Origin of the sequence: Micromonospora sp. WMMA1998 (genome assembly GCF_027497375.1) — a bacterium.
Classification (GTDB): domain Bacteria; phylum Actinomycetota; class Actinomycetes; order Mycobacteriales; family Micromonosporaceae; genus Micromonospora; species Micromonospora sediminicola.
Window position 1 is genome coordinate 1,145,488 of record NZ_CP114911.1, and the last position, 13,162, is coordinate 1,158,649.

The following is a 13,162-nucleotide window of genomic DNA, read 5'->3' on the forward strand; positions in this document are numbered from 1 at the left end:
CCCCGCACCGCCACCACCACCGCCTCACCCCGTGACCGGAAGGACGACCATGCGACGCACAGTGCGCGCACTGCTCACCACGCTGGCCCTGCTCGCCGCCGCGCTCGGCAGGCCCGCCGCGGCGCACGCCTCCCCGCCGCAGCCGCAGGAGCTGGGCGGCCTCGACCTCGGCGCGTACTGCCGGTCGCTCGGCGCGGCCGACGCGGTGCTGACCGGTCAGACCGCGTACGACTGGCACTGCCGGGCCGGCGACGGCCGCCTCGGCGACCTGACCTTCGAGGCGGCGTGCCGGTGGACGTACCGGACCGACGCGGCGACGGACCGGATCGGCGACTTCTACGATCCGACCTCGGTGCGCTGCTGGCGGGTTCGCGCCGACGTGGTGACGCCGGACCTGACCCGCTGGTGCCAGGTCACCGGCAACTCCACCGCGGAGCTGCGCGGCGGCACGGTCTACGACTGGCGCTGCGTGCGCTACAGCCGGGCCGGGGTGACCTACTCCGACATCGACGTGCTGGCCGCCTGCCGGGAGACCACCCTCGGGTACGCGACCGTGGAGCGCTTCGTCCGCTTCGACGACCCGTACTCCTGGCAGTGCCGCCTCTGATCTTCCCCACCACGCCCGCCGGCGTCGGCTCCGTGCCGGCGCCGGCGGGTATCCTGCCGGCGTGGCCAGGGAGAACGGGCGCAAGCTGATCGCCTCGAACAAGAAGGCGCGGCACGACTACGACGTGCTCAAGACCTACGAGGCGGGCATCGTACTGGCCGGCACCGAGGTGAAGTCGTTGCGCGAGGGTCGGGTGTCGCTGGTCGACGCGTTCGCCCAGGAGCACGACGGCGAGATCATGCTGCACGGCCTGCACATCGCCGAGTACGGTTTCGGCACCTGGACCAACCACGCGCCCCGACGCACCCGCAAGCTGCTGCTGCACCGGGTGGAGATCGCCCGGATCCTGGAGCGGCTGCGCGACGGCGGGATCACGCTGGTGCCGCTGTCGATGTACTTCGCGGACGGCTGGGCCAAGGTCGAGCTGGGGCTGGCCCGGGGCCGCCGCTCGTACGACAAGCGCCAGGCGCTCGCCGAGCGCGACGCCAACCGGGAGATCGCCCGGGAGATGGGCCGCCGCCTCAAGGGCCGTACGGTCGGCCGCCGCGCCTGACCGATCCGCCAGGTGTTGCGGACAGTTCCTGTCCGCTGGCTCCGGCAAGCTGGACGGCGACTGATCACACGCGCCGCCGCCCCGCCGGCGGACCGGACGGAAGGCGAGCTGAGATGGCCCGCGACGTGCAAATCACCTTCGACTGCGCCGACCCGGCGAAGCTGGCGGCGTTCTGGGCCGAGGCCCTCGGCTACCGGGTCCAGGGCCCGCCCGAGGGCTTCGACTCGTGGGAGCAGGCGCTGACCGCGATGGGCGTGCCGCCGGAGCGGCACAACGACGCGTCGGCGGTGGTCGACCCCGAGGGCACCGGTCCGCGGCTGTTCTTCCAGCGGGTGCCGGAGCCGAAGCGGGCCAAGAACCGGGTGCACCTGGACGTGCGGGCCGCGCCGGGCCTGACCGGGGAGGCCCGGATGGCGGCGCTGGAGGCGGCGGCCGAGCGGCTGGTCGCGCTCGGCGCGACCCGCGGGGACCGGCACGAGCCCGCTCCCCCGCTGGCCGCCGGCCACATCGTCATGACCGACCCGGAGGGCAACGAGTTCTGCCTCGACTGATCGAGGCGACAACATACAACACTCCTTGTACATCACTTCTTGTTGGTCTAGCGTGACGGCATGGCGGACGATCCGAGCACCGTGCACCTGACCGACGCGCGGGCCATGCGGGCGCTGGCCCACCCCACCCGGCTGCGTCTGCTCGGCGAGCTGCGCCGGCGCGGTCCGCAGACCGTCGGCCTGCTGAGCGAACACACCGGCGAGGCGGTCGGCTCGGTCAGCTACCACCTGGGCAAGCTGGCCGAGCACGGCTTCGTGACGGAGGCCCCCGACCTGGCCCGCGACCGCCGCGAGCGGTGGTGGCGGGCGGCGCACGACCGCACCGAGTGGGAACCGGTCGACCTGCTCGACGACGCGGAGCGCCGGCTCGCCTCCGACCTGTTGCGCCGGGCCGCCATGCAGCGCTACGTGGACCGCTACCTGGCGTACCTGGACTCCGAGGCCGACCTCGACCGGGCCTGGGTGCGCGGCACCACCAGCAGCGACACGACGCTGCACCTGACCCCGGACGAGCTGGTGGAGCTGCGCCGGGAGCTGTCGGAGCTGGGCGCCCGGTGGCGGGCGCGCGGCGCGCCCGGGCGGCCCGGCGCGGAGACGGTCACGCTGATCTGGCAGGCCTACCGGGGCCCGCGGTGACGCGCGACCGCCGGCCGCTGGCCGGGCTGCTGATCGGGCACGCCGTCTCGTTGACCGGCAACGTGCTGACGTTGATCGCGCTGCCGCTCTACGTGCTGGCCGAGACCGGCTCGCCGGCGGCGACCGGGCTCGCCGGCGCGTTCGCCACCGCGCCGGTGGTGCTCGGCGGCGCGTTCGGCGGCGTGCTCGTCGACCGGATCGGCTACCGCCGGTCCAGCGTGCTCGCCGACGTGGTCTCCGGCGTGACGATCGCCGCCGTACCCCTGCTGCACGCCACCGTCGGCCTGCCGTTCCCGGCGTTGCTGGCGCTGGTCTTCGTCAGCGGGCTGCTGGACACCCCGGGCCAGACCGCCCGCACCGCGCTGATGCCCGAGGCGGCGGCCGCGGCCGGGGTGCCGATCGAGCGGGCGATCGGCTGGGAGGAGGCGACCTCGCGTGGCGCCCGCATGATCGGCGCGCCGGTCGCCGGCCTGCTGGTCGGCGTGCTGGGCGCGGTGCCGGTGCTGGCCATCGACGCGGTGACGTTCGCCGTGTCAGCGCTGGTCGTGGCGCTGCTGGTACCGCGCGGCCTGCGCCCGGCCGCCGAGGAGCCGGAGCCCGACCGACGCGGCTACTGGCCGGAGTTCGCGGCCGGTCTGCGGTTCCTGGTCCGCGAGCCGCTGCTGCGGGCCATGGTCCTGCTGGTGCTGGTGACCAACCTCTTCGACGCGGCCAAGAGCCAGGTGCTGCTGCCGGTGGTCGCCGACCGGGAACTCGGCGGGCCGGCCGCGTTCGGCCTGCTGGTGGGCACCATGGGCGGGGGCGCGCTGGTCGGCTCGCTGGTGTTCAGCGCGATCGGCCACCGGCTGCCCCGCCGGGCCACGTTCGTCACCGCGTACGCGCTGTGTGGCGCGCCGCCGATGTGGGCGCTCGCCGCCGCGCCACCGCTGCCGGTGGTGGTCGCGGTGGTGGCGATGGCCGGGCTGGCCGCCGGCGCGCTCAATCCGCTCATGGGCGCGGTGGAGGTGGAGCGGGTGCCGGCGGCCATGCGGGCGCGGGTGTTCGGGGTGATCGGCGCCGGCGCGTGGGCGGCCATGCCGGTCGGCGCGTTCGGCGCGGGCCTGGCCGCCGACCGGTTCGGCCCCGCGGCCACGCTCGTCACCATCGGCGCCTGTTACCTGCTGGTGGTGCTCACGCCGCTGCTCGGCGGGCCGTGGCGGGGGATGCGCCGCCCGCCGGCCGCGCCGGCCCGGCAGCCGGAGCCGGCCGCCACCGCCTGACCGCGAGGTGCCCATCGACGGGGAGCGCTCTCTTGACAGGGGACGGCTTCGTTCATACCTTCATCGAAGCCTATCTTTATGGTTTGTTTACCGTTCGGCGGGCCCGGCCGCCGGCACGGGAACGACCCACCCCCACCACCGCAGGAGGCACCCCGTGCGCAGCATCCGTACCGTCGCCGCACTGGCGATGGCGGCGGTCGGCCTCACCGCCGCCCTCACCACCGTTCCGAGCACCCCCGCGGTGGCCGCCCCCGGCGCGGTCACCTGGTCCGACGACTTCAACGGCCCGGCCGGCGCCGCACCCGACGCGAGCAAGTGGCGCTACGACGTCGGCGGGAGCGGGTGGGGCAACAACGAGTTGCAGTACTACACCACCAGCACCCGCAACGCCGCGCTCGACGGCAACGGCAACCTGGTCATCACCGCTCGCAAGGAGAACCCGGCCGGCTACAACTGCTGGTACGGCAGCTGCCAGTACACCTCGGCCCGCCTGCTCACCAACGGCACGTTCGCCCAGGCGTACGGGCGGTTCGAGGCCCGCATCAAGGTCCCGCGCGGGCAGGGCCTGTGGCCGGCGTTCTGGATGCTCGGCAACGACATCGGCACCAACCCGTGGCCCAACAGCGGCGAGATCGACATCATGGAGAACGTCGGCTACGCGCCGTCCACCGTGTGGGGCACGCTGCACGGCCCCGGCTACTCCGGCGGCAACGGCATCGGCGCGTCCACCTCGCTGCCCGGCGGCCAGGCCCTCGCCGACGCGTTCCACACGTTCGCCGTGGACTGGGCGCCCGACTCGATCACCTGGTATCTCGACGGCGTCGCGTACTCCCGCAAGACCCCGGCCGACGCGGGCGGCAACCGCTGGGTCTTCGACCACCCGTTCTTCATGATCATGAATGTGGCGGTCGGCGGCAACTGGCCCGGCTCGCCGGACGGCTCCACCACGTTCCCGCAGACCATGACGATCGACTACGTCCGGGTGCAGGCCTGGGACAACGGCGGCGGAGGCACCGGCGGCCAGATCGTCGGATACGGCGACAAGTGCGTCGACGTGGCCGGCGCCAACACCGCCAACGGCACCGCCGTGCAACTGTGGACCTGCAACGGCACCGCCGCCCAGCGCTGGACCTGGAACGCCGACGGCTCGGTGCGCGCGCTCGGCAAGTGCCTCGACGTCGCCTCCGGGTCGACCGCCAACGGCGCCAAGGTGCAACTGTGGGACTGCAACGGCACCGGAGCACAGAAGTGGGTGTTCAGCTCCGCCGGCGACATCGTCAACCCGCAGGCCAACAAGTGCCTGGACGCCACCGGCCCCAGCTCGGCCGACGGCACCCGGCTGCAGATCTGGGAGTGCGGCGGCACCGCCAACCAGAAGTGGCGGCGCTGACCGGTTCCCGGGCCGGGACGCGCGGCGCTCACCGCCCGCCCCGGCGTCCCACCCAACCGACGAAACGCCGGTAGCGGTCGACCGCCTGCCCGCCCCGCGCCGGGGCGGGCAGATCCGCCTCGGCCTGCGCGTACAGCGTGGCCAGGTGGACCAACAGCGCGGGACGGGCCTCCCGGTAGGCCGCGAGCAGCCGCAGCTTCGCCGACAAGCACGGCCAGGCGATCCCGCACGCCCGACACCGCCACGTCGGCCGCGACGGGACGTGCTCCCGGCGGCCCCGGCTCACCGCAGCCTCAGCGCGACCGCGCGCGCCTCCTCGTCGGTCAACGGCAGGAACCACAGGAACCGTCGCACGATCTGCGGCGGTTGCGGCCCACCGGGACGGCCGCGCAGGTCACGGATCGCCCGCCGGGCCAGCCGGACGAACTCCGGCAGCAGCTCCGCCCGCCGCGCCGCGTCCGTGGGCGTCGCCGTCCACGCCGGACACGGCCAGTCCGCGCCGCAGGCGTCGCACACCCAGGCCGGGCCGGTCGCCCGGTGCCGGCCCGGCGATCCGTCCCGCTCCCCCTCGGGTACGTCCGGCCCCACCACGCGGGCCCGCTCCTCCGGCATCGACCGTCCCCTCTCGTCGCGGCGACATGCCGTCGACCAGAACCCTGCCGAGCGTTGCGGGACAATCACACTGCGTTGCAGGATGGCTGCGGGATGCCCGGGATGTTCGAGGAGGACGTCAGGATGAACCGCGCCGTGGCGGCCGCGATGGCCGAGGCGGGCCACACCGCCGAGAGCCTCGCCGAGCGGGTCGGCGTCGACCCGAAGACCGCGGCCCGGTGGGCCAGCCAGGGCCGCATCCCGCAGACCAGGCACCGGGCCCAGGTCGCCGAACTGCTCGGCCGGGACGCGGCGGAGCTGTGGCCGGACGCGCTCAAGCGCAAGGAACCGGCCTGGTTCCGCCCCTGGGCCGACATCGAACGAGAAGCGATGTCGCTGCGAAGCTTCCAGCTCGCCTGGATTCCCGGTCTGTTGCAGACCGAGGCCTACGCGCGGGCGACCCTCGCGGGAGAGGCGCTGTCCGAAGCCGAGATCGCCGGGCTGACCGCCGCGCGCATCGCCCGGCACGCGATCCTGCGCCGTGACCGCCCTCCGCTCCTGATCGCCGTCATCGACGAGTCCGTTCTCCGGCGCACCGCCGGCGACGATCGGGCGATGATGGCCGAGCAGCTCGCTCACCTGGCCGAGTGCGCCACACCGCCCGCGGTCCAGGTCTACGTCGTGCCGCTGTCGGCCGGCATGTATCCGGGGCTCGGCGGACCCTTCACCCTGGCGGAGCTGCCCGACGGCGGACGTGTCGCGCACGTGGACAGTCAGGCCCAGGCGCACATCATCGACAAGGCCGAGGACGTTGCTACCCTGGAGCGGCGCTGGGAGCGGCTGCGCGGCGAGGCTCTGTCCAGAGCACACTCCCTCGACGTCATAAGGGAAGCGGCACGTTCATGGACCTGACCGGTGCGCGGTGGCGCACGAGCACGAAGAGCGGAAACAACGGCGGCGACTGCGTCGAGGTGGCCGACGGCGTGGCCGGGGTGGTCGGCGTGCGCGACTCGAAGGATCCGGGCGGGCCGGTCCTCGTCTTCGCGCCGCCGGCCTGGCGGGCGTTCGTCGCCCACCTCGCGCACCGGCGCTGACGCCGATGAGCGGGTTCGCCCCCGGGACGATCCACACCGCGCGCCTGCTCCTGCTGCCGTTGCGCGCCGACCACGCCGAAAAGATGGCCGGCGTGCTCGCCGACCCGGCACTGCACACCTTCATCGGCGGCGCGCCCGCCGCGGCGACGGCGCTGCGGGCCCGCTACGAGCGGTTGGTCGCCGGCTCGCCCGACCCGGCCGAGTCGTGGTGCAACTGGGTGATCCAGGTACGCGACTCAGGCCACCTCGCCGGCACCGTGCAGGCCACCGTCACCGAGCCCCCCGGGTCGGCGCCGGACGGCGCGACGGGCGGCGCGCGGGCGGTCGGACACCGGCACCTCACCGACGCGGACCCGGCCGCGACCGGGCCGGTCGCGGAGATCGCCTGGGTGGTGGGCACACCCTGGCAGGGGCGCGGAATCGCCACCGAGGCCGCCCGCGCGATGGCCGGCTGGCTGGGGCGGCGCGGTGTGCGTACCCTCGTAGCCCACATCCACCCCGACCACCGCGCGTCGGCGGCGGTGGCCACGGCCTGCGGCCTGGCCCCCACCGACGTGTGGCACGACGGCGAGGTCCGCTGGGTCGGCACCGCCGGACGGTGACCAAGGAGTTCGCGTCCAGAACCACGCCGATCCCGGACACAAACTCCTTGATTAACGCACCGACGGGCGCGGGAGGTCAGAAGGGGGCGTCGACGGCCAGGCGGCGGACCTGGGTGAGGTAGGGGTCGAGTTCGCCGACCTCGAACCGGCAGGTGCCGATGACGTGCCAGAACTGGCCGCCCGGGTCGCCGTCCAGCTTGTACCGGCCGTCCGGGCTGACCGCCGCCCAACCGTCCGGCAGGCCGATCAGCGTGGTCCGCAACTGGGCGTGCTCCGGGTCGGCCACGTCCCACAGTCGGATCGTGCCGTCGTCGCCGGCGCTGGCCAGGAGGCTGCTGTCCGGACTGAAGTGCACCGACCAGACCCGCCGGGTGTGCGCCGCGAGGGTGCCGTGCAGCCGCCCGGTGCCCGGGTCCCACAGCCGGATCACCAGGTCGTCGCCGGCGGTGGCGAGCAGGTTGCCGTCCGGGCTGAACGCGCAGGACCAGAGCCGACCGGTGTGCTCGGTGAGCACGGTGCGCGCCTCCCCGGTGGCCACGTCCCACACCACCGCGGTGCCGTCGTTGCCGGCGCTGGCCAGCAACGTGCCCTCGCTGTTGAAGCCCACCGAGTAGACCCGGTCGGTGTGGTGCTCCAGCGTCATCCGGCAGGTGGCGGTGGCCGCGTCCCAGAGGCGTACGGTCTGGTCGTCGCAGCCGGTGGCGATGGTCTCGCCGTCCGGGCTGAACGCCACGGTGCGCACGCGGCCCCGGTGCGGGGTGAGCGTGGCGAAGTGCCGGCCGGTGCGGCGGTACCAGAGGCGGACGGTGTCGTCGTCGTTCGCGGTGGCCAGGGCGTCGCCGTCGGGGCTGAACGCGACCGCCCACACGTGGTCGGTGTCGACGTTGAGTTCCCGCTCGTCCGCGCCGGTGTCGGTGTTCCACAGGTGCACGCCGCCGTCGCCGCTGGGCGTCGCCACCAGCGGCTCCTCCGGACAGAACACCACCGACAGCAGGCGGTCGGCCGGGCTGGCGAGCTGCCGCAGCAACCGGCCGGTCCGCGGCTCCCAGAGCCGGATCACCCCGTCGTTGCCGCAGGCGGCCAGGACCTCGCCGTCCTCCCGGAACGACAGCGCGGTGACCCGCCGCCCGTGCCCGCGCAACGTGTGCTGGAGCTGCCCGCTGCGGACGTCCCACAGCCGGGTGGTGCCGTCGTTGCTGCTGGTCGCCACCTGCGCCTGGTCGGGCCGCCAGACCACCGGCCAGACCGAGCCACGGTGCCGGGTCAACTCGTGCCGCACCTGACCGTCGTCGGTGTCCCAGATCTGGATCGCGCCGTCGCTGGCGGCGGTGGCGAGCAGGCTGCCGTCACCGTTGAAGCGGACGCTGTAGATCGCGCCGCGCTGCCGGCCGAGCACCCGGACCGGCCGGCCGGTCTCGGTCTCCCACAGGCGCAGCGCGCCGTGCGTGTCGCCGGTGGCCATCAGCGTGCCGTCGGGGTGGACGTCCAGGGCGTACACGTCGGCCTCGTGGCCGCGCGGCTGGCGCACCGTCGCGCCGTCGGTGGCCCGCCGGACCCACACCCGGCCGTGCTGCCCCACGGCGACCAGCAGGCGGCCGTCCGGTGAGTGCACCACCCGGTAGACCACCTCCGGCTCGCGCACCTCGAACGCCAGCTTGCCGGTGTGGATGTCCCAGCCGCGCACCGCGCCGGCGCTGTCGGCGACCACCACCCGGCGGCCGTCCGGGCTGAACGAGGTGCCCCAGATCGGCGCGGCGTGCCCGGGCCACTCGTGGCGCATCCGTGCGGTACGGGTGTCGAAGAGCCGGACCACGCCGGCCGCGTCGCCGACCACCAGCCGGCCCCGGCGGCCGTCGGTGAGCAGCGGCCACACCCAGCCGGCGAAGACGTCCTCGATGACGTGCCGCACGTCGCCGTGGTCGGCGTCCCACAGCCGGACGGTGAGGTCCGCCGCGCCGGTGACGAGCTGGTGCGAGGCGGCGTCGTAGCGCACCGCGTAGACCCGGGACCGGTGCCCCGGCAACGTGCGCACCGGCAGCCCGGTGGCCGTGTCGCACAGCAGCACACCACCGTCGTCGCTGCCCACGGCGAGCACCGCGCCGTCCGGGCTGTACGCCACCGGCACCGGCAGCCGGCCCACCTCGAAGCCGTACCCGACGCCCACCGCGGGCGGGGCCAGACCCGGCGCCACCGCACGGCCCGGCGCGACGACGGCGCCCCGCAGTTCCGGGGCCCGCAGCAGCGTCGCGTCCGCGCTGACGTCGATCAGCGCCGTCCGGTGCCACCTGCTGCCGGCGATCCGGGCCCCGCGCAGGTCGGCGCGGAACAGGCGGGCGCCGGCCAGCTCCGCGTCGCGCAGGTCCGCCCCGGCGAGGCGGGTCTGGTCCAGGCGGGCGCCGCGCAGCCGGGCGTGCTCCAGCCGCGCCTCGGTCAGGTTGGTGGCGACCAGCCGGGTGTCGGTCAGGTCGGCGCCGGTCAGGTCGGCCCCGGCCAGCTCCCGGTGGGACAGGTCCTCGCCGCGCAGCACCGCGCCGCGCAGGTCGGCCCGGTCGGGCAGGCGCAGCCGCGCGCTGAGCCGCAGCGCGTTGGCACGCAGCGTTTCGCCGGCCGTCTCGTCGCCGAGCACCCGGGCGGTCCACGCGGTGCACCGGGCCGGATCGGCGAGGTCGCCGAGGAACTCCACGGCCAGCGCGGACAACGACCGGACCGCCAGCGCGGCCGGCTCCTCACCCCGGTTGAGCTGCTCGGCGACGCCCTCGGCGACCAGCCACTCCATCACCGACGTGTGGATGAACCCGAACAGGCCGTCGTCGGTGCGGACCAGCAGGCTGCCGGCGCCGACCGCGTGCGCGGCCTGCGGCCCGGACAGCCGGGACTCGGCCCGCCCGGCGAGCTGGCAGGTGGCCTCGGTCAGCTCGGACAGCCGCAGATAGGACTCGCCGCTCTCCCAGAGCTGGAACGCCAGCCGGCTCACCGCCTGCCACAGCTCGGGCCGGCGCAGGTTCACCGGCGCACCCGGGATGCCCTGGGTGCGCCGTTCCTCGAAGTCCAGCCAGGACTCCAGGATCTCCCGGTAGAGGGCGGCGGCGCTGAACGTGCCACCGGCCCCCGCGACGGCGGCCAGCCGGCCCTCGTCGAGGTTGGCGATGAAGCCGAGCATGCGAGGGTTACGGGAGAGGCCGAGCAGGTCCTTCACGCCGGCGAGCAGGTTCAGTCGCTCCCGGGCGGCCTGCTCGTCGCCGCCGTAGCGGTTGCGCAGGAACGCCTCGATCTGGCCGGGCGTGAAGTCCTCCACGGCCAGCACCCGGCGGTGCGGCAGCAGGCCGACCCGCTCGCCCAACGCGGTCAGCACCTGCGAGTTGGTCTTGAAGTGCTGGGTACGGCTGCTCACCACGATCTTCGCGTTGCCCTCGGCCGCCTGGAGCAGCGTCTCCAGGTGGTCGGCCGCCCGGTCGTAGGTCACCCGGGCCACCAGCTCGTCGAACCCGTCGAAGAGCAGCACGATCCGGCCCTGCCGCAGCATGTAGCGGAACGCCTTGAGGTCGATCACCTGCTCGCCGTGGTTGGCCAGGTGCGCGGCGACCAGCCCGTCGACGGAGTGCGCCTTGTCCAGCGCGCGCAGCTCGACCAGGATCGGGATCAGATCCGGCGCGGCGGTGGGCAGCCGGCGGGCCACCTCACGCAACGCGAACGTCTTCCCGCGCCCGAAGTCGCCGAGCACCAGCACGAACCGGCCGTCCGGGGCGGACACGGTCTCCAGCAGCTCGTCCACCACGTCGTCGCGGACCCGCTGGTCGGCGCCGACCAGGTGGCGGTAACGCTGCGGCACGTACTGCCCGGGCGGGTAGAGCCGGTCGGCCTGCAGCCGGGCGGTCTGCGCGGCGACGTAGTCGCGCAGGTCGAGCAGACCCTGGAACTCGGTCAGGTGCAGCAGCCGTACGCCGCGCCGCTGCGCCTCCTCGGCCAGCCCGCGCGGCGCCCGGTCGCCGTCGTAGACCAGCTCGGAGCCGAGGTCCGGGTCGGTGGCGTGGACCCGGCGGGCGAACCGGTCCACGTCGGCCGGCCCGGGGGTGCCCACGTGCGCGCCGACCCGCTGCTGCCGGACCACCCCGTCGGAGCGGTAGCTGACGTACAGGTGTGGCGGGTCGGCGTCGACCCGGCGCACCACCACCCGGTCGTAGCGGGCCTCGCAGACCTCACCGAGGCGGTCGAGCAGCCGGTCCACCGGCGAGCGCGGCGCCGCCACCGGGGCGGCGGGCTCGCTCTGGGTGGGCCCCTCCACGGCGGCCGGCCGGCGCGGGTCGGGCACCTGGGCCGGCCCGGCCGCGCCGAAGGTGGCGTCGGCGCGCGGCCAGCTCACCGCCGTCGACTCGCCGACCTCCAGCCGATCGTCGCGGCCGAGCACCCACCGGGTCATCCCGTCCGCGCCGAGCCGCAGCACCTGCGCCCGGGCGTCGCGGGGCGCGGTGGCCAGGGGCACCACCGGGTCGACCCGGGCGGCCGGCGCGGCGTCGGAGAGCAGCAGGTTGAGCATCGGGCCGACGAGCCGGTTGACCGAGCCCCGGTCGCGCAGCGACACCCCGTCCGGCGGGGCCTCGTCGGCGTACGGGCTGCGCGGGCCCGGGGCGTGCGCCATCGCGCCCAGCCGCAGCCACCCCGACTGCTGGTAGTGGCGCAGCCGCTGGGCGAACCAGCTGGACTGCGCCTCGCCGAGGAAGCCGTACCGGTCCTCCTCGCGGTGGGTGATGGCGATGGTGGAGTTGAGCCCGGCCACCACCACCCGCAGGTCGGGCACGCCGAACAGCGTCCACGGCTGTTCGCTGTCGAAGATCCGGTCGTCGAGGCCCTGGTAGAGCTCGTCGAAGAGGCGCGCGTAGTGCCGCCACTTGGGCCAGTACGGCGGCTGCGGGTCGACGTCGTCGGCCTCGCAGGTGGCGAAGTAGGCCCGGCAGGCGGCCATCGTCACGTCCCGTGGGCCGGGCACCACGACGAGGCGGTGCGGCTCCAGCCCGAGCAGCACGCGCAGCCCGGTGAGGAAGCTCAACGCGTCGGAGAACTCCCGCGGGCTGCCGGACTCGGTCAGGTTGCCGGCCACCACGAGCAGGTCGGGCCGGGGCACCCCGTCGTTCATCAGCAGCGTCAGGTCACCCATCAGATGCTCCTGGCGTTCCCCCGGGGTGACCGGGTCACCCGGGGAGATCACCCCCCGGCCGAAGCGGGGGCCGGCGACCTGGAGCACGGTGACAGTGTCGCGGGCGGTCGGCGGGGCGACCGAGGCCGGCGGGAACGGCGGCGGGTTGATCGGTGTACGCCGGGCGCGGCGCTGGGCGGGCGCGCCGCCGGCGGGGGCGGCGAGCACGCCGTGCGGGTCGTCGGGGTGGTGCGGGAAGGCCGGCTGCCGCATCGGCTTGGCCCGACCGTCGAGCGCCTCCCGGATCCGGTCCAGCACCCGGGCGCGCGCCTGCGCCGGGTCGTCCACCCCGACCAGGTCGACGTAGGTGATGGTGGCGAGCAGGCCGTCGATCGGGCAGTCCTCCACCCGCACGGTGACCAGCTTGTTGCCGGTGCCGTCCGGGTCGGCGCGCAGCGCCGCCTGCCACTCCAGCTTGCCGTACGTCGAGTGCAGGTAGCGTTCGGACAGCACCGCCACCACCACCTCGGCCTCGCGGACCCCGCGATCCATGAAGTCGATGAAGTTGGTGCCGGCGACGAAGTCCCACGCCTGGAGCAGGGTGCGGTAACCGGCGGCCTCGAACTCCCAGGCCAGCCACGTCGCCCAGCGTTCGTCGGCGGGCGAGTAGCTGATGAAGAAGTCGATGGGGCGGTCGGACCGGGTCGGGTGCGCGCCTACAGCCACGTGGTCATTATGGCCACCGACG

Annotated in this window: 12 protein-coding genes; 9 read left to right on the top strand and 3 right to left on the bottom strand. The window is 74.7% G+C overall.

All coding sequences use genetic code 11. The features are described 5' to 3' along the window. The first annotated feature begins 49 nt into the window (after window positions 1-49). The 6 genes from O7600_RS04800 (at window position 50) to O7600_RS04825 (ending at window position 4,996) form a co-directional block, all read left to right on the top strand. Window positions 50-607 carry a hypothetical protein gene (locus tag O7600_RS04800; protein WP_281592481.1) on the top strand — a complete coding sequence of 186 codons (558 nt, stop codon included), beginning with the start codon at window positions 50-52 and terminating at the stop codon, window positions 605-607. 61 nt (window positions 608-668) lie between these two features. Beyond that, window positions 669-1,160 (top strand): SsrA-binding protein SmpB, encoded by a 492-nt coding sequence (smpB, locus tag O7600_RS04805; protein ID WP_091574251.1) that lies wholly within the window; start codon window positions 669-671, stop codon window positions 1,158-1,160. Window positions 1,161-1,273: 113 nt separating this feature from the next. After that, a complete protein-coding gene (locus O7600_RS04810; RefSeq protein WP_281592482.1) occupies window positions 1,274-1,711 on the top strand; it encodes a VOC family protein in 438 nt (145 codons plus the stop codon). A 60-nt stretch (window positions 1,712-1,771) separates the two neighbouring features. Continuing rightward, window positions 1,772-2,347 (top strand): winged helix-turn-helix domain-containing protein, encoded by a 576-nt coding sequence (locus O7600_RS04815; protein WP_281592483.1) that lies wholly within the window; start codon window positions 1,772-1,774, stop codon window positions 2,345-2,347. Next, window positions 2,344-3,606 carry an MFS transporter gene (locus tag O7600_RS04820; RefSeq protein ID WP_281592484.1) on the top strand — a complete coding sequence of 421 codons (1,263 nt, stop codon included), beginning with the start codon at window positions 2,344-2,346 and terminating at the stop codon, window positions 3,604-3,606. Before O7600_RS04815 ends, O7600_RS04820 begins: the two co-directional genes overlap by 4 nt. A gap of 154 nt (window positions 3,607-3,760) precedes the next feature. Next, window positions 3,761-4,996 carry a family 16 glycosylhydrolase gene (locus O7600_RS04825; RefSeq protein ID WP_281592485.1) on the top strand — a complete coding sequence of 412 codons (1,236 nt, stop codon included), beginning with the start codon at window positions 3,761-3,763 and terminating at the stop codon, window positions 4,994-4,996. 28 nt (window positions 4,997-5,024) lie between these two features. On the opposite strand, the gene O7600_RS04830 is transcribed toward O7600_RS04825, so the two are convergent. Both O7600_RS04830 and O7600_RS04835 read right to left on the bottom strand, forming a co-directional pair. Continuing rightward, window positions 5,025-5,204 (bottom strand): hypothetical protein, encoded by a 180-nt coding sequence (locus tag O7600_RS04830; RefSeq protein WP_281592486.1) that lies wholly within the window; start codon window positions 5,202-5,204, stop codon window positions 5,025-5,027. A 74-nt stretch (window positions 5,205-5,278) separates the two neighbouring features. Beyond that, entirely contained in the window at window positions 5,279-5,608 is a 330-nt protein-coding gene (locus tag O7600_RS04835; protein WP_253866398.1) for a hypothetical protein, read from the bottom strand. A 123-nt stretch (window positions 5,609-5,731) separates the two neighbouring features. Here O7600_RS04835 and O7600_RS04840 point away from each other — a divergent pair, with 123 nt between their 5' ends. The 3 genes from O7600_RS04840 to O7600_RS04850 are packed head-to-tail and all read left to right on the top strand — an operon-like array spanning window position 5,732 to window position 7,283. Continuing rightward, entirely contained in the window at window positions 5,732-6,499 is a 768-nt protein-coding gene (locus O7600_RS04840; protein WP_281592487.1) for a Scr1 family TA system antitoxin-like transcriptional regulator, read from the top strand. Further along, a complete protein-coding gene (locus O7600_RS04845) occupies window positions 6,490-6,681 on the top strand; it encodes a DUF397 domain-containing protein (protein WP_281592488.1) in 192 nt (63 codons plus the stop codon). Before O7600_RS04840 ends, O7600_RS04845 begins: the two co-directional genes overlap by 10 nt. A gap of 5 nt (window positions 6,682-6,686) precedes the next feature. Next, entirely contained in the window at window positions 6,687-7,283 is a 597-nt protein-coding gene (locus O7600_RS04850) for a GNAT family N-acetyltransferase (protein ID WP_281592489.1), read from the top strand. Window positions 7,284-7,359: 76 nt separating this feature from the next. On the opposite strand, the gene O7600_RS04855 is transcribed toward O7600_RS04850, so the two are convergent. Beyond that, complete coding sequence (locus tag O7600_RS04855; RefSeq protein ID WP_281592490.1) at window positions 7,360-13,140, bottom strand: TIR domain-containing protein; 5,781 nt, start codon at window positions 13,138-13,140, stop codon at window positions 7,360-7,362. Between the last annotated feature and the right edge of the window lie 22 nt (window positions 13,141-13,162).